The 22846-nt window shown below is 52.3% G+C and carries 23 protein-coding genes and 1 riboswitch; of the genes, 6 read left to right on the top strand and 17 right to left on the bottom strand.

The genetic code is table 11. The annotated features are described in order from the left end of the window. Positions 1-156: 156 nt before the first annotated feature. A riboswitch (THF riboswitch) is annotated at positions 157-254 on the top strand. Positions 255-349: 95 nt separating this feature from the next. Then, complete coding sequence (locus I2E77_RS11170) at positions 350-928, top strand: folate family ECF transporter S component (protein WP_087229092.1); 579 nt, start codon at positions 350-352, stop codon at positions 926-928. Between the two features lie 133 nt (positions 929-1061). On the opposite strand, the gene I2E77_RS11165 is transcribed toward I2E77_RS11170, so the two are convergent. Further along, the gene (locus I2E77_RS11165; RefSeq protein WP_172749487.1) at positions 1062-2114 is read right to left on the bottom strand and encodes an alpha/beta fold hydrolase; all 1053 of its coding nucleotides are present in this window, start codon (positions 2112-2114) and stop codon (positions 1062-1064) included. Between the two features lie 949 nt (positions 2115-3063). Between I2E77_RS11165 and I2E77_RS13990 the strand changes: the two genes are divergently transcribed. After that, the gene (locus I2E77_RS13990) at positions 3064-3426 is read left to right on the top strand and encodes a hypothetical protein (protein WP_237966344.1); all 363 of its coding nucleotides are present in this window, start codon (positions 3064-3066) and stop codon (positions 3424-3426) included. Positions 3427-3814: 388 nt separating this feature from the next. On the opposite strand, the gene I2E77_RS11155 is transcribed toward I2E77_RS13990, so the two are convergent. Together I2E77_RS11155 and I2E77_RS11150 are read right to left on the bottom strand one after the other, a co-directional pair. After that, positions 3815-4570, bottom strand: a complete 756-nt coding sequence (locus tag I2E77_RS11155) for a hypothetical protein (protein ID WP_330396763.1) — start codon at positions 4568-4570, stop codon at positions 3815-3817. A 218-nt stretch (positions 4571-4788) separates the two neighbouring features. Next, positions 4789-5517, bottom strand: a complete 729-nt coding sequence (locus I2E77_RS11150) for an RICIN domain-containing protein (RefSeq protein ID WP_087229108.1) — start codon at positions 5515-5517, stop codon at positions 4789-4791. Positions 5518-5800: 283 nt separating this feature from the next. Between I2E77_RS11150 and I2E77_RS11145 the strand changes: the two genes are divergently transcribed. After that, positions 5801-6346 carry a glutathione peroxidase gene (locus tag I2E77_RS11145; RefSeq protein ID WP_191441558.1) on the top strand — a complete coding sequence of 182 codons (546 nt, stop codon included), beginning with the start codon at positions 5801-5803 and terminating at the stop codon, positions 6344-6346. A gap of 71 nt (positions 6347-6417) precedes the next feature. Here I2E77_RS11145 and eno read toward each other — a convergent pair whose 3' ends face one another. The 6 genes from eno to I2E77_RS11115 form a co-directional block, all read right to left on the bottom strand. Beyond that, the gene (gene eno / locus I2E77_RS11140; protein ID WP_195451227.1) at positions 6418-7698 is read right to left on the bottom strand and encodes a phosphopyruvate hydratase; all 1281 of its coding nucleotides are present in this window, start codon (positions 7696-7698) and stop codon (positions 6418-6420) included. A gap of 135 nt (positions 7699-7833) precedes the next feature. After that, entirely contained in the window at positions 7834-9165 is a 1332-nt protein-coding gene (locus I2E77_RS11135; RefSeq protein WP_195451226.1) for a pyrimidine-nucleoside phosphorylase, read from the bottom strand. Next, positions 9152-9598: a cytidine deaminase gene (locus I2E77_RS11130; RefSeq protein WP_087229117.1), complete on the bottom strand. Its 447-nt coding sequence runs from the start codon at positions 9596-9598 to the stop codon at positions 9152-9154. Before I2E77_RS11130 ends, I2E77_RS11135 begins: the two co-directional genes overlap by 14 nt. Positions 9599-9688: 90 nt before the next feature. Further along, the gene (deoC, locus tag I2E77_RS11125) at positions 9689-10354 is read right to left on the bottom strand and encodes a deoxyribose-phosphate aldolase (protein ID WP_195451225.1); all 666 of its coding nucleotides are present in this window, start codon (positions 10352-10354) and stop codon (positions 9689-9691) included. A gap of 27 nt (positions 10355-10381) precedes the next feature. Beyond that, positions 10382-11098, bottom strand: coding sequence for a purine-nucleoside phosphorylase (gene deoD / locus I2E77_RS11120; protein WP_191362472.1), 717 nt, complete (start codon positions 11096-11098; stop codon positions 10382-10384). A gap of 17 nt (positions 11099-11115) precedes the next feature. Next, complete coding sequence (locus I2E77_RS11115; RefSeq protein WP_442858923.1) at positions 11116-12294, bottom strand: phosphopentomutase; 1179 nt, start codon at positions 12292-12294, stop codon at positions 11116-11118. 418 nt (positions 12295-12712) lie between these two features. Here I2E77_RS11115 and I2E77_RS11110 point away from each other — a divergent pair, with 418 nt between their 5' ends. Both I2E77_RS11110 and I2E77_RS11105 read left to right on the top strand, forming a co-directional pair. After that, complete coding sequence (locus tag I2E77_RS11110; RefSeq protein WP_087229130.1) at positions 12713-13138, top strand: Hsp20/alpha crystallin family protein; 426 nt, start codon at positions 12713-12715, stop codon at positions 13136-13138. Positions 13139-13190: 52 nt separating this feature from the next. Next, entirely contained in the window at positions 13191-13613 is a 423-nt protein-coding gene (locus tag I2E77_RS11105; protein ID WP_087229133.1) for an Hsp20/alpha crystallin family protein, read from the top strand. Between the two features lie 141 nt (positions 13614-13754). On the opposite strand, the gene I2E77_RS11100 is transcribed toward I2E77_RS11105, so the two are convergent. From I2E77_RS11100 to I2E77_RS11070, 7 genes are all read right to left on the bottom strand, one after another. Continuing rightward, a complete protein-coding gene (locus I2E77_RS11100; RefSeq protein ID WP_087229136.1) occupies positions 13755-14177 on the bottom strand; it encodes an RrF2 family transcriptional regulator in 423 nt (140 codons plus the stop codon). Between the two features lie 14 nt (positions 14178-14191). After that, positions 14192-15295, bottom strand: coding sequence for an RNA polymerase sigma factor RpoD (gene rpoD, locus I2E77_RS11095; protein ID WP_087229139.1), 1104 nt, complete (start codon positions 15293-15295; stop codon positions 14192-14194). A gap of 12 nt (positions 15296-15307) precedes the next feature. Continuing rightward, complete coding sequence (dnaG, locus tag I2E77_RS11090; RefSeq protein ID WP_195451223.1) at positions 15308-17074, bottom strand: DNA primase; 1767 nt, start codon at positions 17072-17074, stop codon at positions 15308-15310. Between the two features lie 24 nt (positions 17075-17098). Continuing rightward, positions 17099-18097: a deoxyguanosinetriphosphate triphosphohydrolase gene (locus tag I2E77_RS11085; protein ID WP_191448459.1), complete on the bottom strand. Its 999-nt coding sequence runs from the start codon at positions 18095-18097 to the stop codon at positions 17099-17101. A gap of 156 nt (positions 18098-18253) precedes the next feature. Further along, positions 18254-18877, bottom strand: a complete 624-nt coding sequence (locus I2E77_RS11080; protein WP_191441775.1) for a YigZ family protein — start codon at positions 18875-18877, stop codon at positions 18254-18256. Between the two features lie 84 nt (positions 18878-18961). Then, the gene (gene rpmE, locus I2E77_RS11075; protein WP_054323125.1) at positions 18962-19171 is read right to left on the bottom strand and encodes a 50S ribosomal protein L31; all 210 of its coding nucleotides are present in this window, start codon (positions 19169-19171) and stop codon (positions 18962-18964) included. A gap of 97 nt (positions 19172-19268) precedes the next feature. Then, complete coding sequence (locus I2E77_RS11070; protein WP_195451222.1) at positions 19269-20078, bottom strand: M15 family metallopeptidase; 810 nt, start codon at positions 20076-20078, stop codon at positions 19269-19271. A 189-nt stretch (positions 20079-20267) separates the two neighbouring features. Between I2E77_RS11070 and pyk the strand changes: the two genes are divergently transcribed. Beyond that, positions 20268-22019: a pyruvate kinase gene (pyk, locus tag I2E77_RS11065; protein WP_087229153.1), complete on the top strand. Its 1752-nt coding sequence runs from the start codon at positions 20268-20270 to the stop codon at positions 22017-22019. A gap of 149 nt (positions 22020-22168) precedes the next feature. On the opposite strand, the gene I2E77_RS11060 is transcribed toward pyk, so the two are convergent. Continuing rightward, on the bottom strand, positions 22169-22777 hold the full coding sequence (locus I2E77_RS11060) for a sugar O-acetyltransferase (RefSeq protein WP_195451221.1): 609 nt from the start codon (positions 22775-22777) through the stop codon (positions 22169-22171). Positions 22778-22846: the final 69 nt, after the last annotated feature.

Genomic DNA, 22846 nt, shown 5'->3' with positions numbered 1-22846 from the left:
TGCCTGGCTCTCCCCGAAAGAAAAACTTGCTGCTTTCTTTGAATCTCTCGCTGTACAAGATGTTTGACAAACCTACATTTGGAACTACTTGTTTTAAACGGTTGCCCTTGTGCTTCCTGTAAAACTATGCTATAATAAGATTTACAGTCGAATAAAAGCAGAGTAGGGGTTCGCGCGTAAAGTGTCAGTCGGACGGGGAGTTGCCGCTGAACGAAAAGCCTTGGCTTGCGGTGCGACCTCCGCATCCCGCTGCTGCATCATTGGGACACCCCATCTTGCGGCAACATGCGCGTTTTTTATAAAAACGTGCCTGCTTTTCCGCGATGATTTTTGATGGAGGTGTCTTTTTATGTCCAAATCTGTGAACAACTCTCTAACCCCCCCTCGCTTTACCGCCATACTCCGTGAATCCGCCGCCGAACAGAAAAAGCCGCAAACCCTTGTGGTTACGGCTATGATGATTGCCATGAACATCGCCCTGTCGAGCGTCCATGTGTATCTGACCCCCCAGATGCGCGTGGGATTTGGGTTCTTGACCAATGCAATCACCGGGATGCTTTATGGTCCGGTGGTGGCTGCTACCGCTGGCGCAGTGGGGGATGTCCTCTCGTATCTCATTCGGCCGGACGGCGCTTATTTCCCGGGCTTTACGATCACCGCCGCATTGGGCGGTCTGATTTATGGATTTCTTCTGTACCGCCGCCCTATGACTTTGCCGCGCGCCATCGTCGCTAAATCTTCCATTAGCTTATTGCTTAATGTTCTGTTGAATACTTTTTGGATGGTCGTTTTGTACGGAAAATCGTTTACAGCCCTGTTCCCTGTGCGCTTGACAAAGAATCTCATGCTGTTGCCTGTTGAAATTGCCCTTTTATACATCATAGGCAAAACCGTGCAGAAGATCTCCCGTCGGATCTTTGCTGTATGACGGCTCCTGAGAAAAACAAGCGCTTTCCCAGTATCTATAAGGATAAAAAAACAACGCCAGCAACTGGCGTTGTTTTTTTATGATTGTATCAAGTTCAAAAGATATCCTGAGAATCCCCATGGGCATCAAGAAATTACAGCGTCGATTCCCCTGCAAAGCGTTCGATCTCCGAAGCAACAGCCTCACAGGTTGCCTCGCTATCCCAATGGATGTTATGGCTTGCCCCTTCAATCGGGCAGAAATTGACCTCAGCATTGCTCAAAGCCTTCTGAAGATTGTCCTCATCTTCTTGGGAGAAGAACACATCCGCAGTACCCCAGATAATATCCACAGGGCATGTTACACTGGAAAGCCTTTCTGTGTTGTCAAACGCTGCACAACCGCCAAAAATATCGTACCACGCAGCATACGGCAAAGAACATGCGTGCTCATAGACTGCTTCACAGAAATTCGGGTCCTCATTGGTCGTTTCCGTCCAAGATTTGATGAAATCATCTGGAATCTGTTGCTCTGCTTCATAGCCGCTGACCCCAAGGAAATCCGTACCATCCCCATTCAAAATCCAGTCCAACATCGGATTGCCTGCCATCTTCGTGCTGGACGAAATCAAAATTCCCCGCTCTACGCGTTCCGGAGCTGTAACCATAATTTCCTGCGTAATCAAAGACCCAAGAGAATGGCCGACCGGAATAAATTTTTCGACCCCCAACTTGTCCATCAGATTCAACACATCAGCACAGTGTGTTTCTGCTGTATATCCCTCTTCCCCCGCATCGGGCTTATCCGTCTTACCATGCCCGCGCAACTCAGGGATATAGCAACGGAATCCGGCATCTGCCAACTTTGGAGCTACCTGCGACCAAGATACACGGCTATCGGTTGCACCGTGGATCAACAGCAGGGGGATACCATCTTCCGGCCCACAGGTCAAATAGGTCATGTTGATACCCGTGTCCAAATCCACATTGTTTTCTTCCCAATCAACCGACACCAGCGTGGACCAATCGCCCTCTTCTTCCGGCGCAGAAGTTTGCGACGACGCCTCTTCGGGAGTGGATGCTTCACTGGAAGTAGGAATCTCACTGCTTGCCGTCTGGGGCTCTGTCCCCTGCTGTGTTCCGCAACCCCCTAAAGCAGAAAGAAGCATTGCACATGCCAGAAAATAAGCCAACCATTTACGTCTCATTTTCATCATCTCCAAAAAATTTTATATTTTGCCAAATATTGACAGCTTCACACTACCATGTATTCCCGAATCTGTCAAGAAAGGATATTCACAAAAATGCACGTAAAATGTATGGATTTTCATTTTAGCCCGTTTCTGCATACACTGATCCTGTCAGGAGATGATCTATATGAACATGTATTCCAACTATCATTTGCCATGCTGCCCCTCTTATTGCATGCCCTGTCCACCCAGCGGATCTATCTGCCCAACCGGCCCCAGAGGGGCGACTGGCCCCACCGGCCCACAGGGAATCCAAGGCATCCCCGGTCCGGAAGGCCCACAAGGTGTAACCGGCCCCACCGGTAGCACGGGGCCCGCTGGGCCACAAGGGCCTGAAGGAGCTGCCGGTCCCGCCGGGCCTACTGGCCCTACCGGTATCCAAGGTTTACAAGGTCCCACCGGACCACAAGGGCCTCAAGGGGTACCTGGGCCCGCTGGAACAATTGGCCCAACTGGCGTGCGCGGATTGCAAGGCCCTACCGGACCACAAGGGCCGGTGGGCGCCACAGGCCCTCGTGGAGCAACAGGCCCAACGGGACCGCAGGGAATCCAGGGGGTCTCGGGGCCGGAAGGGCCGCAAGGGACCACGGGAGCAACCGGTAGCACCGGAGCTACAGGGCCGCAAGGTACCCCTGGAGTTACAGGAGCCACTGGTCCCACGGGAACACAAGGGCCAATTGGCCCAACCGGAGCGACCGGGCAGCAGGGTGAAGCTGCTACCATTCAAATTGGGACAGTCACTACTGGGGAACCGGGAACGCCCGCAGAGGTGACCAATTCAGGGACCCAGCAAAATGCAATTTTGAACTTTGTTATTCCTAGAGGGGCAACCGGCAGCACTGGAAGTGTGCAAGGGCTATTGTCCGCATTTTCCACCCCTCCACAACCAGGAGCCTCCGGGAATCCCTTGATTTTTGACCGAAACGGAGCTGTACAGGGGGATGCAATTGTCCATGCGCCAAATACCGCCCCGTTTACTATCTTACAAACGGGATTCTATTATGTATCGTTCCATACCACTGTTTCCCCATTAGGGACTGCCAATTTTCCGTTATCCATCCTGATATACTTGCAGCTGCAAGGGACGCCGGTTCCCGGTACAGGTGCGCGGGATACCTTCCAGTCTGCCCTGGAAACCAATATCTATTCTTTTTCCCAAATCATAGAGATCACATCCACACCCGCCACGTTGAACGTGATTGGGGAAGGAGGAAATTTCCTCTATTCCGATACGTCCATCACCATCCACAAGCTCAGTGACCTCTCATAATCTCACACAATTTTTGAATCTTTGTGTTTCGCCATGCTATCAGACGTTCTCGTCTTTTTCCGAAATCCATCACAAACACAGGAACGCCTCCCCAACCTCTAAAAAGTTTCCCTGATTGAACAGCAGCCACTTTGGGACACATACCAAACCTAAAATATTTTTTCAGCGCCGTTATAAAGGCGCACACTACCCTTTTGGAAATTTTCCCATTCCTGAAAGATCATCACGGTTATTGCAGCCATTGTAGGAGCTGTGACAGCCTCCCCCGGTATCCTAGGGCGTCTCAGATTGCTTCTTGGCAATAGAAGGCACGTCATTCATCTAAGAAAATACCAAGAAGGCCCCGGGTAAAATTCCCAGAGCCTTCTTGCCGTCTTTCTCTGAACGTTTATTTCGTGCTGTGTCTTTTCCGGATAATTTGAAATCTTTCAATCCATCCTTTTTTATGCTTCAGGGAGATATATCCAATCAAACTCGCAGCAAACGCTCCAATCGCGTCTACAAACAGATCCTTCATTGTATCCTGTAAAGCGGCACGGCCAGCCAGCTGTGTACCGTCCTCCAATGCAAACTTCTGCATATTCAGCCCCAGAAGCCCATCAAATGTATATTCATAAAATTCCCAAAACACCCCCAAGGTGACGGCAAAGCAAAAAGCAAATGCAGCGACAAAGAAGGGGCTAAGATTGACTGGTATGCGCTCTGCATTATTGAATAGCGCCACAAATGAGAAGCCCAATGCGCCGATCATCGCCCCGCTGAACCAGTGCAAAACCGTATCCCACGACGAAATATGGTAATAAAAGCTTCTGACTTCCCCAAGATAGATTGCACAATAAAGAAAGATAACAAACAAAACCATCATGCCCGAGGGGATCTCGATCTTTAACCTGCGGGAAATCACACCGGGCAAGAACATCACCACCATGCCAAGGACGCACTGCACAAGCATGAGAACATAATCACTTTTGAGCCGTTCAAAATCGCCGCCGTGTGGTTGGGAAGGCGCCAACACCAAGCGAATCGCAACAAATACCGCCGATACCAGCAGCGAAACAAATACAAACCCTGACAGGATTTTGCTCCAATCCCAGTTTCTTTGTTTTTTCATAAATTTCCTCCTAAAAGGTTCATTAAAATGCAATCCATCTTTCTAGCCCCGCCCCTGTGTTTGTTTCCACCCTTTGAGCGAATGCATACAAATTACATCTATAAAACATATAGTATATCCAAATTCACAAAAAAGTCCAGTGCTCTTTTCAACCAAAATTTCTGCTACATTGTAATAAATAATAAAAAATAAAGAAAAAGCCCGTAGGCTGGTCCATAAACCACCCATGGGCTTTTGTAGATCATTTCAGATTATTTCTTAGCGCGGGGAGTTCTCTTTGCCGCTGTCTTCTTGGCTGGAGCCTTTGCAGCAACTTTTTCTTCCACAGTGGTTTCCACTGTAGCTGCCGTCTCCTCTTTTTTCGCTTTTGCTTTGGTCGATCTTGTAGAAGTCTTTTTCGCCGGAGCTGCCGGTTCCTTTGCTTTTGTGGAAGTTTTTGTCTCTGCTTTCACAACCGCCTTCGGTGCTTCAGGGACGATTTCTTTTGCAGGAGCTTCCTCTTTCTGCTCCACAGCCTTTTCAGCCTTCTTTGCAACAACCTCAACCAGCTTCCACTGCTGATTGTCGCCATTCAGGTCTTCCCAGATCTGTAGACGTGCGCCGTCCTCCTGGGACATCCCCACAACATCTACACACTTACCAGAAACCTTGGACTTAATCTTATAAAAGCCTTCGTCCGTCTCCTCCAAGAACCACAACTGGCTGTCGGAAGAAACGCTATCCCACTGGTGGAGCCAAGTCCCATTTGCCGAACCGCCCAGCATAATATCCAGTGCTTTTCCAGTATTCTTGTTCACTAATTTATAGTACGGATCACCGCTGGCTTCAAATTTCCACTGTTGGTTCTCCCCGCCATTGAGCTGATTGATCTGTACTTTGCTGCTACCCTCACAGAGTTCTGCTTCCAGCGCTTTCTCGCTCTGCTTCGATATAATATTATAAACTTTATTGGAGAAAGTGTTTTTTGCTTGTCTGCTCATGTTCAACACCCCTTACCTACAGAATTTTAATTCTATGGTGTTTATTATAACACGTGGACATGGAAAGTCAACGCTGCAATGTTTATCTTTGGAACAGGCCACAGAAAGTCAATCATTTCCAAAACCAAAACCGGACAAATTGCCTACGAATTTTGACCAAAAATTGACGAATTTTCTGGTTGTTCCGTAGATTTTTCAATCGTCCCTTCGATTCCCACCGGAGAAAGTATATTGCATGGCCCTTATCCTCATAATAAGCGGGAAAGGAGGCGCATGGCCCAAAATGAATGTCTATGATTTTCATGTGCGCCAGATGAACGGGAAGGAACTGGATCTTTCCGTGTATAGAGGCAACGTTCTTTTAATTGTCAACACGGCCAGCAAATGCGGATTCACACCGCAGTTTGAAGACCTAGAGAAGTTGTTCCAAAAATACCGCGACCATGGCTTTATGGTCTTAGGGTTCCCATGCAATCAATTTCATGAGCAAGACCCAGAGAGCAACGATAAAATCGCAGAATTCTGCCGTTACAACTATGGCGTTACGTTTCCCATGTTGGCCAAAACGAATGTGAAAGGGCCGCAGACAGAACCCCTCTTCCGTTATCTGACAAACGCCCGCGGTTTCAGCGGGTTCGATCCTGATCATCCGCTTACAGAAAAGCTACAGGAAATCTTATCTTCAGAGGACCCTCATTATGCAGAGAACCCGGAGATCAAATGGAATTTTACAAAGTTTGTGATCGACCGGGAGGGGGAAGCCGCCGCACGATACGAGCCAACCGCAAGTATGCGGGAAATCGAATCCTGCATCAAAGAGTTGCTCTGATCTGCCGAGAACCTCATATAGAAAAACATCCGCACGGGAAGTGATCCGTGCGGATGTTTTGATTTGCGGAATCATACAGAGAACCGGAAGGCATCCCTGCCAGCATAGCAGGCGGTGCTCCCCAGCTCGTCCTCAATGCGGAGCAATCGGTTGTACTTTGCAACCCGATCCGTGCGGCACGGCGCGCCGGTCTTGATCTGCCCTGCATTCGTGGCGACCGCCAAATCTGCAATGGTCGTGTCCTCGGTCTCGCCGGAACGGTGGGAAACGACCGCCGTATACCCGGCCTTGTGCGCCAGCTCCATCGCATGCAGCGTCTCCGACAGGGAGCCGATCTGGTTGACCTTCACAAGGATTGCATTGCCCGCGCCCATTTCAATGCCTTGCTGCAAACGCTCCGCATTTGTAACGAACAGGTCGTCTCCAACCAACTGGATGGGAAGTTCCTTGGTCAAAACTGTCCAGCCTTCCCAATCCTGCTCGCCCAGTCCATCCTCGATCGAGATGATCGGATAGCGGCTGACCAAGTCTTTCCAATAGGCCACCAGGTCTGCGCTCTTTAAAGCTGTGCCGCGCTTGGGCAGGACGTACATGCCGTCCTTATACCATTCGCTGCTGGCGGCATCCAATGCAATCTTGACGTCCTGCGTCGAATATCCCGCTGCCTCGATTGCGCGGATGATCCATTCAATCGCTTCTTCGTCCGACTCCAGGTTTGGCGCAAAGCCGCCCTCATCGCCGACGCCGGTGGCAAGCCCTCCTTCCTTGAGCAGCTTGCCAAGGGTGTGGTAAATCTCGCTGCACCAGCGGAGCGCCTCACGAAAACTCTGCGCGCCGACCGGCATAATCATGAATTCCTGTATGTCGATGTTGTTGGAGGCATGTGCGCCGCCATTGAGAATATTCATCATCGGCACAGGGAGCTTGTGCGCCTGCATGCCGCCGATATACCGATAGAGCGGCAGATTGAGCGCTGCGGCGGCCGCGCGTGCGGTCGCCAGTGAAACCGCCAAGATCGCGTTTGCGCCCAGCTTGGACTTGTTTTTGCTGGCATCGGCCTCCAGCATTTTACGGTCAATCTCCTCCTGCGCGAGTGCATTCATCCCCACCAATGCGGTGGCGATTGATTCGTTCACATTGCGTACGGCCTTTAGAACGCCCTTGCCACCGTAGCGCTTCGGGTCGCCGTCGCGCAGCTCGTGCGCTTCATAGATTCCAGTCGATGCACCGGAGGGGACGAGTGCAGTCCCTTGTGCGCCGCATTTGAGTACAACCTCTGCTTCTACGGTTGGATTTCCACGGGAATCCATCACTTCCCGGCCAACGACCTTTGCAATTCTACAATCTAACATGAAAGCACCTCCACAAAGCCTCTGGATTAAAATACACGAATTTAGTATGGCTTTATGGTTGCTATTCTAACCATAAAAATTGGAAAACGCAAGGATTTCGCCCTATGTTATCCACTTCTAAAATGTTGCCTATTTCTAAGATCGATTGCCCATCTCAACCCCTTGGGCGGTGACACGCGTGTGAATCAATGCGGTTTGCTCTGGCCTTGCATCCTGAATGCGGAGGGCCTGTGTGAACGTTTGCTCCGCTGTCCGGCATTTCGACTCCTCCGAGGAATAGAAGGAGGCGAGCACCTCCCCTTTTCTCACAAAATCGCCGACCTTTTTGCGCAAGACAATCCCCGCGCTGTAATCAATAGGATCTTCCTTTTTCTCGCGTCCGGCGCCCAGCTCCACAGAGGCAATCCCACACTTCTCGGTATCCATTGCATAGAGGAATCCTTCCCTTTGCGCCAAGACCTCATAACAGACATTCGGCGGAGCAAATTTCTCTGGATCATCTAGCACGCTTGTATCCCCACCCTGCGCCTGGACCATCTCTTTCAACTTCGCAAAGGCCTCCCCATTTGCAATCTGTTGCCTGGCCAAAGAACGGCATTGCGCCAATTCCCCTTTTTCCGCAAGCCAAAGCATATTGGCGGCCAGCTCGATGCAGACCTCCGTCAGATCGGCCGGGCCGCGTCCCTGCAAGGTCTCGCATGCCTCGCGGACCTCCAACGCATTCCCGATGGCACAACCCAAAGGACGGTCCATATCGGTGATGAGCGCCACTGTTCGGCGTCCCACATGCTCGCCGATGGACACCATCTCCTTTGCCAGCGCAATGGAGTCCTCCAAGGTCTTCATAAAGGCGCCGCTGCCGGTCTTGACGTCCAGAAGGATTCGATCGGAGCCTGCGGCGATCTTTTTGCTCATAATGCTGGAAGCAATCAGCGGAATGCTGTTGACCGTAGCCGTCACATCGCGCAGCGCATAGAGCTTTTTATCCGCGGGGGCCAGGTTGCCGGATTGCCCAATTACGCTAACCCCCACCCGGCGGACAACGTCAAAAAAGGCCTCCCGATCCAGTGTGGTTCGGAATCCGGGGATGGATTCCAGCTTATCCACCGTCCCGCCGGTGTGCCCCAACCCGCGGCCGCTCATCTTGGCCACGCGCACGCCCAAAGAAGCGACAACCGGCGCCACGATCAGCGTGGTCTTATCCCCCACGCCGCCGGTGCTGTGTTTATCGACCTTGATCCCGTCGATTGAGGAAAGATCCACCAGGTCGCCGGATTGCGCCATACTCCTGGTGAGCGCTGCTGTCTCGTGTGGCGTCATCCCTTTTAGAAAAATCGCCATCAGCAGGGCGCTCGCTTGATAATCCGGAATCGCACCGCTCACATAGCCGTCGATAAAAAATTGAATCTCCTCGTCCGTCAGGATTCCCCCATCCCGCTTCTTCGCAAGGATATCATACATGCGCACAGCCCGCGCCTCCTTTCCCCCTGTTTAAATTCTCCGGGCCAAAGCCGAGCGGAAGAAGCTCTTCCAGCCGGTAGGACACCCAGTTATCCGGCCCGGAGGCAAGAATGACCCGAAAGGACGACGGGTCGCAGAATTCCCGCATCACCTGGCGGCATACCCCGCACGGCGGGCATGCCCGTTTGACCGGCGCGCCGGCGGGTCCTCCGGCAATCGCGATGGCAACAAAGTCGCGCTCCCCCTCGCTGACAGCCTTGAAAAACGCGGTCCGTTCCGCACAATTCGTCGGTGTATAGGAGGCGCATTCAATGTTACACCCCTGATAGACACGGCCTGTTCCTGTGAGCAGCGCCGCCCCCACCTGAAATTTGGAATACGGCGCATAGGCCCGCTCCCTGGCTCCCAGCGCCAAGCGGACCAATTCCTGATCTTCCATAAAAATGACACCCCTCCCCAGAGAGAACGCAGGCCGCCGCGGTTTTCTTCCCTGCGGCGGCCTTTTTTCTATCCTGCCGGTCTGCCCGGCTTAATCGCCGTGTGCCTCTTCCTGCTGGATCAATTTGACGATGCGGCTGGTGCCCAGCCGAGACGCCCCAAGCTCGATAAACCGCTCGGCATCCTCCAGCGAGGAAATCCCTCCTGCCGCCTTGATGCGCACCTGCGGGCCAACATACTTCCGGAATAGCGCCACATCGTCAAAGGTTGCGCCGCCCGTTGAAAAGCCTGTAGAGGTTTTGATGAAGGCCGCTCCGGATTCTGTGACAACCTGGCACATGCGGATCTTTTCTTCCTCGGTTAACAGGCAGGTTTCAACAATCACCTTCAAGATATGGCCGCCGCACGCCTGTTTGATCTGCCGGATCTCGTCAAGCTGCAAATCGTAAAGGCCGTCTTTGATATACCCGATATTGACCACCATATCAATCTCATCCGCGCCGTTGGCAATGGCATCCTGCGTCTCAAACACCTTGGACGCCGTTGTGGAATACCCGTTTGGAAACCCGATGACCGTACATACAGCCATTCGATCTCCCACATACTCCTTGGCGCGTTTCACATAACTGGCGGGTATACAGACCGAGGCCGTCCCGTAGCGGATGGCTTCGTCGCAAATCCGTCGGATTTCCTTCCATGTCGCCGTTTGCGTGAGCAGGGTGTGGTCGACCATACTCAAAATTTTCTGACGGTCCATATGCATTCATCCTTTTCCCGTTTGAATTTATTCCGCTATTGCGAGCGCAATCTCCATCATTTCCCGGAAGCTGGTCTGCCGCTCCTCCGCCGAGAGGGATTCCCCGGTGAACGGGCAATCGGAAATGGTCAATAGGCAGAGCGCCCGCTTCCCCGCGCGTGCCGCATTCATATACAGCGCCGCGGACTCCATCTCCACGGCAAGCACGCCCATTTTCTTCCACGCGGGAAGGGCGTCGGGATCGTCCCCATAGAAGGTATCCGAAGACAGGACATTCCCCACAACCGTATGAATCTTATGTTCCTGCGCATACTGCACCGCCTTCTGCGCAAGCGTAAAATCTCCAATGGGTGCAAACGCACCCGGCAGGTGGAATTGCGAGCCATAATTGGAATCGGTACACGCGCCAATCCCAATCACGACGTCACGCACATGTACGTGATCCGCGATTCCCCCAGCGGAACCGATGCGGATGATGGTCTCCACATCATAGAAATGGTACAGCTCATACGAGTAGATGCCGATGGACGGCATCCCCATCCCGCTGCCCATCACGGAAACGCGCTTTCCCTGGTAAGTGCCGGTATATCCCAGCATATTGCGAACGGTGTTGAAACAGACCGGGTTTTCCAAGTACGTTTCTGCAATGAATTTCGCGCGGAGCGGGTCGCCCGGCATCAAAACGGTCTTGGCGATGTCGCCCGGATTGGCCGCGTTGTGCGGCGTCGGTGTAGTTGTAGCCATACAAATCCTCCTGTTTTTCAAAATGATTTTGTTATGATGTTTCCCAATTGCGATGTCCCTGTAATTTTCTGAGGGACGCCAAAGAAATCAAGAATCGTTGCGCCAATGTCCGCAAAAGTCGGCAGGGTTCCCAAGTTTGTTCCTGCCTTTACGTTTGGCCCTGCAATGATCCAAGGCGTATATTCCCGCGAATGGTCCGTGGATGGTGTGCTTGGATCGCACCCGTGGTCGGCGGTAATCATCAGGAGATCGCCGTCCCGCAGTCCCGCCAAAATTTCCGGGATCGCCCGGTCGACGGTTGTCAGTCCCTTTGCATAGCCCTCCACATCATTCCGGTGGCCATACAACATGTCAAAGTCCACCAGGTTGATGAAACAAAGCCCCTGAAAATCGCGCTTTGTCCACTCGATGGCCCGCGCAATGCCCTCGTCATTGCCGCCGGTGCGGATGGCCTTTGTAATCCCTCTTCCAGCGAATATATCATAGATTTTCCCGATTGCAATCACGTCAAATCCATTTTCGGAAAGCTGATCCAGCATGGTGGTGCCCGGCGGAAGGAGCGAAAAATCATGGCGGTTCTTCGTGCGGACATAATTCGGATATTCGCCTGTAAACGGCCGTGCAATCACCCGTCCAACGCTGTGCTCCCCGGTCAACAGCTCCCGTGCAATCTGGCAATCGCGGTAAAGCTCCTCGACGGGCACCACCGCCTCATGCGCCGCGATTTGGAAGACACTGTCCGCAGAAGTGTAAACAATCAGCGCGCCGGTTTCCACATGCTCTTTCCCATAGTCTTTGATTACTTCCGTCCCCGAATACGGCCGGTTGCACAACACCTTTCGCCCCACCCGGCGGCTGAATTCCGCCAGAAGATCCTGTGGGAAGCCGTTGGGGTACGTTGGAAGCGGCTTGGGCGACGCGATCCCTGCAATTTCCCAATGGCCGATGGTGGTGTCCTTCCCTTTGGAGAGTTCCGTCATGCGTGCAAACGCTGCCGAAGGGTGCTCCACCGCCGGACGGCAGGTAACGCCATCGATATTAAAAAGGCCAAGCTGCTGCATATGGGGCATGGAAAAATAGGGGCTTTTCGACGCTGCGGCCAGCGTATTGCTTCCCGCGTCGCCATACTGTGCAGCGTCCGGCATTTCTCCAATCCCCACACTGTCCAGCACCATCAAAAAAACGCGCTTCATAATATGCCTCCTATAGATTTTCGATCGACAGGTCTTAAAATATGCTTTGTATTTCAATCAATCATTATAGTACAATCTTCCCAAATTGACTATCATTTTGCAGGAAAAACTTGAAACAACTGTGTTCTCCGCTATATTCAAGACATATGTTTCTGTCTTCTGAAAGGGCCTTCATCGAGATCGTATTTTCAAAATCTGTGCCATTTATATTTTAGCACTCTTGAGTATAGAGTGCTAAAATTAACAGTTTGTTCGCAATTTTGAAAAACATTTTTAACAACCGAACCCTATACTAAAAAGCGTAGACAGCAAGAGAGCCAAAGAGGAAAGAAGGTGGTTCGCTTGAAAAGACTTTCTTGCAGAACCCACAATCCATTACATTGATAGAAAATGATAGAAGCCGTTAAGGAGGTTATGACTTATGTTTGATTTGATTCCTTTTGAACATAGAAACAATGATTTATTCCGCTATTTTGATGATATGGAACGTGCATTCTTCGGCGGCAACACCGACATCGCACCTTGCAAGACCGATATTCTCGATGAAGGCAACCGCTTTGTTTTGAAGGCCGACCTGCCGGGCTTCAAAAAGGAAGACATTCACCTCGACATCGAAGGCGACCGTTTGACGATCTCCGCGGAACACTCGGAAGAAAACAAAACGGAAGATCAGAAGAACAACTTTATCCGTCGCGAAAGACGGTATGGTTCCATGAGCCGCAGTTTTGATATTTCGTCCATCGACGCCGATCATATCGAGGCAAAATTTGAAAACGGCGTTTTGGAGCTGGATCTGCCTAAGAAGCAGGAGACGGTTCCCGCAAACCATCGGATTGAAATTCAGTAATGGCCAGTATTCCATTGCATGATTACAAAAGAACAAAACGGAGGGTTTTATCATGTTTGATTTGATTCCATTTGAGCGCAGAACCAGCAATCTTTTCAATTATCTCGACCAAATGAACCGCGCTTTCTGGGGCAATTCGGAGAGCAGCGTCGTTCCGTGCAGCACCGATATCATCGACCAGGGCAATCAGTACCTGCTGCGGACCGATCTTCCTGGATACAACAAAGAAGATATCCATATCGACATGGACGGCGACCGGATGACCATTTCCGCACAGCATAAAGAGGAAACGCAAACGGATGACAACACCTACATCCGCCGCGAAAGACGGTATGGTTCTATGAGCCGTAGCTTTGATGTCTCCGGGATCGACACAAGCGGTATCCAGGCGAAATATGAAAATGGTGTATTGGAGCTGACTTTGCCAAAGAAGGAGGCGACGGTCACTCCAAACCGCCGCATTGAAATTCACTAATACGGGTGTATCCTCCAGTTTCCTAAAAGAAGGGGTATGAACGCCCCTGGCAAAACACCGTATCGATAAAATCCCCCGGTGCAGCCTTACGCTGCACCGGGGGATTTTTGTAATCGCGCCTGATTTCTATATGTACAAAGTTCACGATTTTTCCGTCGAACTAGGGTGGCCGGCTCCCGAAACATCCGCAAAGGTGTAAGAATCCAGCTTCTGCCGGACAATTTCCGAAATTTCGTTGTAAATCTCATGAAACCGGCAGCTCGCCGTATGGGTACAAGCATATTCTCCCTGCTGACAACGGCTGATCATGTAGGGGCCTTCCACGGATTCAATGACCCGGCGCAGGGTGATCTCCCCCGCCGGATGCGCCAACATGTACCCGCCGTGGGCGCCTTTGTAGGAAATCATGATGTCGTCCGCCACCAGCTTGCGCAGGATCTTCAGGGCAAAGCGCAGAGGCACATGCGTTTCTTCCGAAATCGTCCGCGCATCCACCTTTTGATTGGCCGCCGCGAGAAATTCCACGATCCGCACCGCATAGTCCGCCTCCAGGGTCATGTGCATCGCTTGTCCACCTCTTAGTCCAAAAAGTCTTTCAGCTTTTTGCTGCGGCTCGGGTGGCGAAGCTTGCGCAGGGCCTTGGCTTCGATCTGGCGGATGCGTTCACGGGTGACATTGAACTCCTTGCCTACCTCTTCCAACGTGCGGGAGCGGCCGTCCTCCAGGCCAAAGCGCAGGCTGAGCACCTTTTCCTCGCGGGGGGTGAGGGTGTCCAGTACATCCGCAAGCTGTTCCTTCAAAAGGGTATGGGAGGCTGCGTCCTGCGGGGCGGGGGCGTCGTCATCGGGGATGAAATCCCCCAAATGGCTGTCCTCCTCTTCGCCGATCGGCGTTTCCAAAGAGACGGGCTCCTGCGCAACCCGCATGATCTCCCGCACCTTGTCCACCGGCATGTCCAATTCGGCGGAGATCTCCTCCGCGCTCGGCTCGTGCCCGTTGGTGTGCAGCAGCTGGCTGGAGACTTTCTTTACCTTGTTGATGGTCTCCACCATATGGACCGGGATACGGATGGTCCTCGCCTGGTCCGCTATCGCGCGGGTGATCGCCTGCCGGATCCACCACGTCGCATAGGTGGAAAATTTAAAGCCCTTGGTATAGTCGAACTTCTCCACCGCCTTGATCAGGCCCAGGTTGCCCTCCTGAATCAGGTCCAAGAACTGCATCCCACGGCCCAGATAGCGCTTGGCAATGCTGACGACCAAGCGCAAGTTGGCCTCTGACAGGCGCTTTTTCGCCGCTTCATCCCCCTCCTTGATCCGGATAGCCAGGTCGATTTCCTCTTCCGGGGAAAGCAGCGGCACGCGGCCGATCTCTTTCAAATACACCTTTACAGGGTCGTCAATCGCAATGCCCTCGGTGCTGAGGCTGGATTCCAGATTTTCGTCGGAGGCAGCTTCGGCGGCAAAGTCGATGTCGTCCAAGGGAGCGTCTGCAAAGTCCTCGATAATTTCCACTCCCTGCGCTTCCAATGTGTCGTAAAATTTTTCAATCTGTTCCGGCTCAAAGTCCAGCTCGCCAAGAGCGTCGAGAATCTCTTTTGTCGAGAGCTGCCCTTTTGCCTTCCCCTGTTCAATCAATTCTCGAATGACCGTTTTCTTGTCCGGTGTTGCTCCTGTTCCCATTTGTAAATCCCCCTATTTCTTCTTCGCCTTTAGTTCCGCCAGATACGCTTCAATGCTCTGCGTCGGAACCGAGGCGGCATCCTCCAGGCGGAGTTTTGCATGTTCCTGTTCAATAACTTCGATATATTCCTGTGCATCCTGCCAGGTGGCGGATACATCGTGATATTTGGCAAAAATGCGGGCGATTGCTCCGATTTCATCCACGGAGAATTCCCCCGAAATATCTGTAAGGCTATAGTCCTTGCCATCCATAATTTTCCCCATAATCACCTGATATACGCGGCGATTAAACGAAGTGGAAAATTTTTCAGGCGGCAAACGGGTATAAATCTCTTTGGCATGGTCGGGATATTTGACCACATAGGCAAGCAACGCTTCTTCTGCGCTGGCAGCCCGCAAATGTTTGACCTTTTCGGGGTTGATGTCGTCCCCAATCCCAGCGGTCTGCTGCTGAAAGGTGCGAAATTGCTTTTGCTGCTGTTGCTTCTGGCGCTTCTTGCTGTTTTTGTCCACCTGCATCATGATGGCGGAGCGGTCGATGCCAATTTCCTCTGCAAGCCTTCCCGCATAGACCTCCTGCTCCATGCGGTTGCCCAAGGTAGCCAGGAGCTCTGCTGCGCCGGTCAAATAGGCGACACGCCCGTCCGCGCTCTCCATATTGCAATTCCTTCGGATCTTCGCCAAGCGGTACTCGATGTCATTCCCGCAGGCGTCCAAAAGCTGTTTAAAGCGGGCAGGCCCCTGTTCCCCATAGGAGCGTATGTACTCATCCGGGTCCTTGCCGCCCACGATATTGAGCACCTTCACCAGCAACCCGGCTTCGCGAAGCATCGGGATTGCCCGCGCCGTGGCCTTTTGGCCCGCTTCATCCGCGTCGTAGCAGATCACCACTTCTTTCGCATAGCGGGACATCAGGCGCGCTTGCTCCATGGTCAAAGCTGTCCCAAGCGTGGCGACCGCATTGGTAAACCCCGCTTGATGCAGGGAAATCACGTCCATATAGCCCTCTGCCAGAATCAGCTGCTGGCCTCCCTGGTTCTTTGCAAAATTGAGCGCAAACAAAGCGTCACTTTTGCGAAAAACCAGCGTATCAGAAGTATTCAAATATTTGGGCTTTGCATCGGTGAGCACACGCCCGCCAAACGCAATGACATTGCCGCGCAAGTCGATGATCGGATACATCACCCGGCCAAAAAAGCGGTCCAACGCACGTCCACTGCGCCCTTTAAACGCCACATTCGCCTGGATCATCTCTGCCTCTTGATAGCCTTTCTTGGCCAGAAAATCCACCAAGGCAAAGCGGGACGGCGGCGAATACCCCAGCCCAAAGTGACGGATGGTCGCTTGCGTCAACCCGCGGCCGCGCAGATAGGAAAGCCCCGCCGCGCCCTGCTCGGACATTAGCACGGAATGATAGAACCGCGCCGCCTCGCGGTTGATTTCCAAGATCCGCGCGCGCAGCTTTGCCATCCCATCGTCCACGTGGTCCTCCGGCACCTGCAAGCCGGCGCGCTGCGCCAAAAAGCGCACCGCTTCCATATAGTCCAAATTCTCGATGCGGCGGATAAAGGTGATGACATCCCCGCCCACACCGCAGCCAAAACAATAAAACGAGCCGTTTTCCGCATACACATTGAAAGACGGCGTTTTCTCATGGTGAAAGGGGCACAGCCCGACCATATTCCTGCCGCTGCGCCGCAGGCTGACATATGAAGACACCACGTCGACAATATCGCTGCGCATCTTCAGCTCCTGCAAAAAAGCTTCCGGCAAAGGCATTGCCATTCCTCCGATTCAATTCCATCAATAGTGACTCCACGCCTCCGGGATGTAAATATTCTCAAACAGACGGATGGCATAATGATCTGTCATACCTGCGAGATAGTCGCAGGCGGCGCGCTCACACCCCTCCTCTTCCGCAATACGCTTCATGTCCTCCGGAAGGTGATCAGGGTTTTTTAAGTAGGTAAAGAGGATTTCGATCAAGGTTGGGACCTTTTTCTCCTCCCCCTTCGCGTAGGGATTATAATAAACCTGTTGGTACATAAACGTATTCAGCTCGTCAAAAGCTTCCTGGCATTCGGGGTCCATGCGGATCTGCCCGTCCTGGCTGTTATCCACCACCGCATTGACCAAGCGGTTGATCCGGGCGGACTTGCTCGTCCCTAAGAGGTCCGTGATCGCTTTGGGAATCTGCGATTCCTCCAAAACACCGGCCCGCTCCGCATCGTCGATGTCGTGGTTGATATAGGCAATGCGGTCCGCATAGCGCACGATCCGCCCCTCTAGCGTGGAGGCCTCCTGTCCGTGCGTGTGGTGCAATATACCGTCGCGCACCTCTTTGGTCAGGTTGAGCCCTGCGCCGTTCTTTTCCAGCTTTTCCACCACGCGAACGCTCTGCTCGTAGTGGCGGAACCCGCCGGGCAGAATCTCATTCAGCGCCCGCTCCCCGGCATGTCCAAACGGCGTATGCCCGAGGTCGTGGCCCAAAGAGATCGCCTCCGTCAAATCCTCATTCAACCGCAGTGCCCTCGCAATCGTGCGCGCAATCTGCGCAACCTCCAACGTATGGGTCAGGCGCGTCCGATAGTGGTCGCCCTCCGGAGACAAAAAGACCTGCGTCTTTCTCTTCAAGCGGCGGAATGCCTTACAGTGGATAATCCGGTCCCGGTCCCGCTGATAAGGCGTGCGGAGCTCACACTCCTCTTCCGGGCGGTCCCTGCCCTTTGTGTTGCGTGAAAGAGCGGCATACGGCGATAGCGTCTGTTCTTCGATCTGTTGGGTCCGTTCTCTGACATTCATATCCGGCGCACCTTCTTTCCTACAAAGATCGGACCAGTCTCTGGAAAATGTCCCCCGCAAGATTCTATTCCTTTTTCCATAAGCGGGCAGATCTCTCCAAAGAACCTGTCGCTATTTATTTTATACGCGGCAAAGAGCAAATTTCCTGCATAATTTTTATAAAACCTGAAAAAATTTTTTGCCCTCCTCCTGCACCTCAACGGAGCCGCAGGTTGCGTCCGCCAACTTTGGCCGCATACGCCCCAAATCGGCGTCGGTCAGATGGAAATACATGGTTACACGCTCGCCAAACACAGTATCATCTACCGTCCCGCCACATTCCGGGATTAACGCCTGCAGCCGTCCATACTGGTTATAGTCGCAGGAAAGCGACGCCATAATGCATTCACGCATGGTGACAATCCCAGCAGCTTCCAGCGCAATGGAAGCCCCATGCGAATAAGCGCGCACCAAGCCGCCCGCGCCCAGCAACACGCCGCCAAAATACCGCGTAACCACCACGACGGTGTCCGTGACGCCGGACTTTTGCAGGACATCCAGGGTGGGAATCCCCGCTGTCCCCTGGGGTTCGCTGTCGTCGGAATAGCGCTTGATCTGCCCGTCACGCAAGCAATATGCATAGACATTGTGGGTCGCATCCCAGTATTTCGCCTTCATCTCATTGATGAAGGCAACGGCCTCTTCTTCGGTCTTTACAGGGGCCGCATGGCCGATAAAACGCGAGCGGCGTTCCACAAACGCATCCTCCGCCCGCTTCAGAACGGTTTTATACTCTGTCATAACGCGCCTCCGATGGATTCAGAAAAAGCAGAAGGCGACGCAAAATCACTTTGCGCCGCCCAGTTCATCAAAAAGAAACCCGAATTATTTTTTGTCCTGCATGCCATAACGCTTTTTGAACATATCAACACGACCGCTCGTATCGACCAGCTTCTGCTTACCAGTAAAGAACGGATGGCATTTGGAGCATATTTCAACGCGGATGTTTTCCTTCGTGGATCTCGTCTCAATCACGTTGCCGCAAGCGCAGGTAATCGTCGTTTCTTTGTACTTCGGATGGATCGCTTCCTTCATTTCTGTCACCTCTTTCACCCAAACTGCAACCTAACGTTTGAATTTTAACATAGAACGACTAAAAATGCAAGTGGTAATCCCACAATTTTTCTGCAATTCAATTTGCCGACTGTTGGCGGATGTACTGTGCGTATTCCTCCAAACACATGGAGTATTCCCGCATCTTGACCGCATTCTCCGTTCCAACATACCGGAAGCAAGAAGGCGTATAGGCGGTCCCGGTGGCGCTGGTCTTGTTCTCTGGGTAACGGAGCACGAATCCATAGTTCACACAATTTCGCATCAGCCATTGGTACGCCTGGGACTGCTCAAAGGGCACATCCTCTCCGGATGAAGAAAAGTCCACCAGCATCCCCGTCTGCCGTTCGTTGTAACCGCCGCGGCCGACCGTCTTCTCCGCCTGGTCTTCTGCGCGCACACGGCTGTATCCCTCCTGCTCCATCAGCTGCTGCACGGCCGCCTGGTACTGGGCATCCTGCTCCTCTTTGGAAATATAGCCCCCTGCGATCTCCAAGGCGATTCCATCTGCCCGCGCATCCTCCACCATTTTTGAAAGGGCTTCCACAATGCGCTCCTCGAAGGAGAATCCCTCGTATTCCTCCAATTGGACCGTAAAGTCATCCGGAAGCGGCGTGTCCAGATTCACCACCACCAAATTAAACGTATTGTCATACACGGGTAATTCCGCCTCCGACGATACCGGCGGCTGGGAAGACACAGGCGCACTGCTCGGTTCTTCCGCAAACGGCTGCTCAATCTCTATCCAGGCCAAAACAGCTCCAGCCGCTATGGAAATGCACAGCGCAACCACAACAAAGGTCATCACAATTTTTATTTTACGCACTTGGTCCGCCTTTTTCCAACCGGCGCGCGATTTGACCACCTTTTCCCCTTTGTTCTTGCGCATCCCATCATCCCCTTTCCACAATAAAAAATCCATTTTTGTACTTATTGTATCGCGAAACCTAATTTTTTTCAATAAATAGGCATTTCCTTGTACAGGAAATGGAAATAATAATTTGGGATTGCTTTCTTGACGCAACATCTAGTATACTATATATTGAAATAATTTTAAATTTCAAGGATGGCGTTATTTATGAGAAAGACAAAAATTATCTGTACGCTTGGACCTGCGACGGACAATGAATCGGTTCTGCGGGAATTGATGCTTGCAGGGATGGACGTCGCCCGCCTGAACTTTTCTCATCAAACCAATGCAGAGCAAAAAGTCCGGATCGACATGGTTAAAAAACTTCGTGAAGAGCTAAATCTTCCGGTTGCGCTCCTTTTGGACACCAAGGGTCCGGAAATTCGCACGGGGAACTTCTCCCAGAAAAAGGTCACACTGAAAGAAGGGCAAACCTTTACACTGACAACCCGTGATGTGGAAGGCGACGACAAAATCGTCAGCATCACCTTCCCGCGCCTGCCCCAGGAAGTGGCAACCGGCTCGAAGATTCTGATCGATGATGGCCTGATTGAATTGCGCGTGGACTCCTGTACGGATACCGACATCATCTGCACCGTTGTGAACGGAGGCGACGTCTCCTCCCATAAGGGCATCAACGTCCCTGGCGCGCATCTCTCGCTTCCTTTCATCAGCGAAAAAGATAAAGAGGACCTCGCCTTTGGCGTGGAACAGGGCTTCGACTTTATTGCGGCTTCGTTCACCCGCACGGCCCAGGATATCCTTGACCTGCGCGCAGAATTGGAAAAGCACGATTGCCATAACATCCGCATCATCGCAAAAATTGAAAATGCGGACGGCGTCGATAACATCGATGAGATCCTCCGGGTTTCCGATGGCATTATGGTCGCCCGTGGCGACCTCGGCGTTGAGATCCCTCTGCAGGAAATTCCAGTCATCCAAAAGAAACTGATTAAAAAGGGCTATAATGCTGGCCTTCAGGTGATCACCGCCACGCAGATGCTCGACTCCATGATGAAGAACCCGCGTCCTACCCGCGCCGAGGCAACCGACGTTGCCAATGCAATCTATGATGGCACCAGCGCGATTATGCTTTCCGGTGAAACGGCCGCGGGCAAGTACCCGATCCAGGCGCTCAAAACCATGTCTACCATTGCGGAACGTACGGAAGAGGATATCGACTACAAAGGGCGTTTCAAAAAGCGCGATATCGACGAACAGCCGAACGTGACCTCTGCAATTTCCCATGCCACCGTTACAACCGCGCACGATCTCGGCGCTGTAGCGATCATGACTGTATCCAAATCCGGTAAGACTGCGCGCATGATTTCGAAATACCGTCCGTGCTGTCCCATTATCAGCGGCACAACAGACCCCACGGTCCTCCGTCAGATGAACCTCTCCTGGGGCGTCATCCCGATCATGGTGGACGAAAAAGACAACACGGATGAGCTGTTCAACCACGTCGTAGACGTTGCACGCAACAGGGGCCTCGTGAAAAACGGCGACTTGACCGTTATCACTGCCGGCGTACCGCTCGGAGTCTCCGGCACCACCAACCTTTTGAAGGTTCAGCTGGTTGGCGACGTTCTTCTCTCCGGCATGGGTGTGACGAAAAACATTGCTTGCGGCAATCTTTGCGTCTGCAACAATGAAGAGGAAGCGCTCGCCAAGTTTAAAACCGGCGATATTCTGGTCATCCCGCAAACGACCAACCGGGTGCTCAACTTGATGAAGTCTGCAACCGGTATTATCACCGAGCAGGGCGGCGCCAACTCGCATGCAGCGATCGTCGGGCTTGCGCTGGATAAGCCGGTCATTGCCGGCGCAGAACATGCCACACAGATTCTGAAAAGCGGCACGACGGTTACGCTGGATGCATCCCGTGGCATTGTTTTCAGCGGAATTACACAGCAATAAATCATATAGACGCATTCGATTCAACAGAAAGCCTGTACCGACTACGACAGCGGTACAGGCTCTTATTTTGTCTTCCCTGGCCAAGCATTCCCGGAAGACATCTCTTATAAAATAACATGGAATTGCCAAAGGGCTTTTCCTTAAACCCTTTACTCCGTGCGTCCTACGTCATTGATCCTGCGGATCACGCGGCAGGGATTGCCGACCGCGACGCAGTTTTCCGGAATATCCTTTGTGACGACGCTTCCCGCTCCGATCACGCTCCCTCTCCCAATTTTTACTCCTGGCAAAAGGATGGCTCCTCCGCCAATCCAGCAACCGTCCCCGATCGTCACTGGAAGCGCGTATGTCCTGCAAAAATATTCGCCGCTCTCCGGGTCCCAATCGGGCGTCAGGCGCTCCTTCAGCTCCACCGGATGTGTCGCTGTATAAATCTGCACATTTGATGCAATCAGCACATTGTTACCAATTTCAATCCGATTGCAATCCACAAAGGTACAGTTCATATTGATCGAGACATTGTTGCCAAGGTAGATATTGCATCCATAATCGCATGTGAAAGAGCTTCCAATGGATACATTGGACCCGATTCCGCCCAACATCTCCTCTAAAATTTTCCGTTTCTCTTCCTTCTGATCGTATGGTAGGGCATTGTAGGCGGCTAAAAGCCTCCGAGCCTTGCTCTTAAAGCCCAAAAAGATGGGCGCGTGGCAATCATACCATTCCCCCGCCATACATTTCTCCCATTCATTTTTCATGAATATCACACTTTCCCTTCTCTCGATCTGCAAAGCAACCATGTATAAAACTATCCCGGAACAATTTTG

The organism is Anaeromassilibacillus sp. 1001302B_160321_C8, from assembly GCF_015554745.1.
GTDB lineage: Bacteria > Bacillota > Clostridia > Oscillospirales > Acutalibacteraceae > Anaeromassilibacillus > Anaeromassilibacillus stercoravium.
Note: the sequence above shows the minus strand (reverse complement) of the source record. Positions and strands in the feature narration are given on the sequence as shown.

Excerpts from the sequence above, each read along its gene's own strand:
- I2E77_RS11100 (WP_087229136.1), bottom strand. The coding sequence starts at position 14,177 with ATGCACATGACCCTGGAGGCGGACTATGCGGTGCGGATCGTGGAATTT.
- I2E77_RS11060 (WP_195451221.1), bottom strand. The coding sequence starts at position 22,777 with ATGAAAAATGAATGGGAGAAATGTATGGCGGGGGAATGGTATGATTGC.
- I2E77_RS11105 (WP_087229133.1), top strand. The coding sequence starts at position 13,191 with ATGTTTGATTTGATTCCATTTGAGCGCAGAACCAGCAATCTTTTCAAT.
- I2E77_RS11165 (WP_172749487.1), bottom strand. The coding sequence starts at position 2,114 with ATGAGACGTAAATGGTTGGCTTATTTTCTGGCATGTGCAATGCTTCTT.
- dnaG (WP_195451223.1), bottom strand. The coding sequence starts at position 17,074 with ATGCCTTTGCCGGAAGCTTTTTTGCAGGAGCTGAAGATGCGCAGCGAT.
- pyk (WP_087229153.1), top strand. The coding sequence starts at position 20,268 with ATGAGAAAGACAAAAATTATCTGTACGCTTGGACCTGCGACGGACAAT.
- I2E77_RS11110 (WP_087229130.1), top strand. The coding sequence starts at position 12,713 with ATGTTTGATTTGATTCCTTTTGAACATAGAAACAATGATTTATTCCGC.
- rpmE (WP_054323125.1), bottom strand. The coding sequence starts at position 19,171 with ATGAAGGAAGCGATCCATCCGAAGTACAAAGAAACGACGATTACCTGC.
- eno (WP_195451227.1), bottom strand. The coding sequence starts at position 7,698 with ATGTTAGATTGTAGAATTGCAAAGGTCGTTGGCCGGGAAGTGATGGAT.
- I2E77_RS11150 (WP_087229108.1), bottom strand. The coding sequence starts at position 5,517 with ATGAGCAGACAAGCAAAAAACACTTTCTCCAATAAAGTTTATAATATT.
- deoC (WP_195451225.1), bottom strand. The coding sequence starts at position 10,354 with ATGGACCGTCAGAAAATTTTGAGTATGGTCGACCACACCCTGCTCACG.
- I2E77_RS11070 (WP_195451222.1), bottom strand. The coding sequence starts at position 20,078 with ATGCGCAAGAACAAAGGGGAAAAGGTGGTCAAATCGCGCGCCGGTTGG.
- I2E77_RS11145 (WP_191441558.1), top strand. The coding sequence starts at position 5,801 with ATGAATGTCTATGATTTTCATGTGCGCCAGATGAACGGGAAGGAACTG.
- I2E77_RS11130 (WP_087229117.1), bottom strand. The coding sequence starts at position 9,598 with ATGGAAGATCAGGAATTGGTCCGCTTGGCGCTGGGAGCCAGGGAGCGG.
- I2E77_RS11080 (WP_191441775.1), bottom strand. The coding sequence starts at position 18,877 with ATGACAGAGTATAAAACCGTTCTGAAGCGGGCGGAGGATGCGTTTGTG.
- I2E77_RS11170 (WP_087229092.1), top strand. The coding sequence starts at position 350 with ATGTCCAAATCTGTGAACAACTCTCTAACCCCCCCTCGCTTTACCGCC.
- I2E77_RS11085 (WP_191448459.1), bottom strand. The coding sequence starts at position 18,097 with ATGAATGTCAGAGAACGGACCCAACAGATCGAAGAACAGACGCTATCG.
- deoD (WP_191362472.1), bottom strand. The coding sequence starts at position 11,098 with ATGGCTACAACTACACCGACGCCGCACAACGCGGCCAATCCGGGCGAC.
- rpoD (WP_087229139.1), bottom strand. The coding sequence starts at position 15,295 with ATGGGAACAGGAGCAACACCGGACAAGAAAACGGTCATTCGAGAATTG.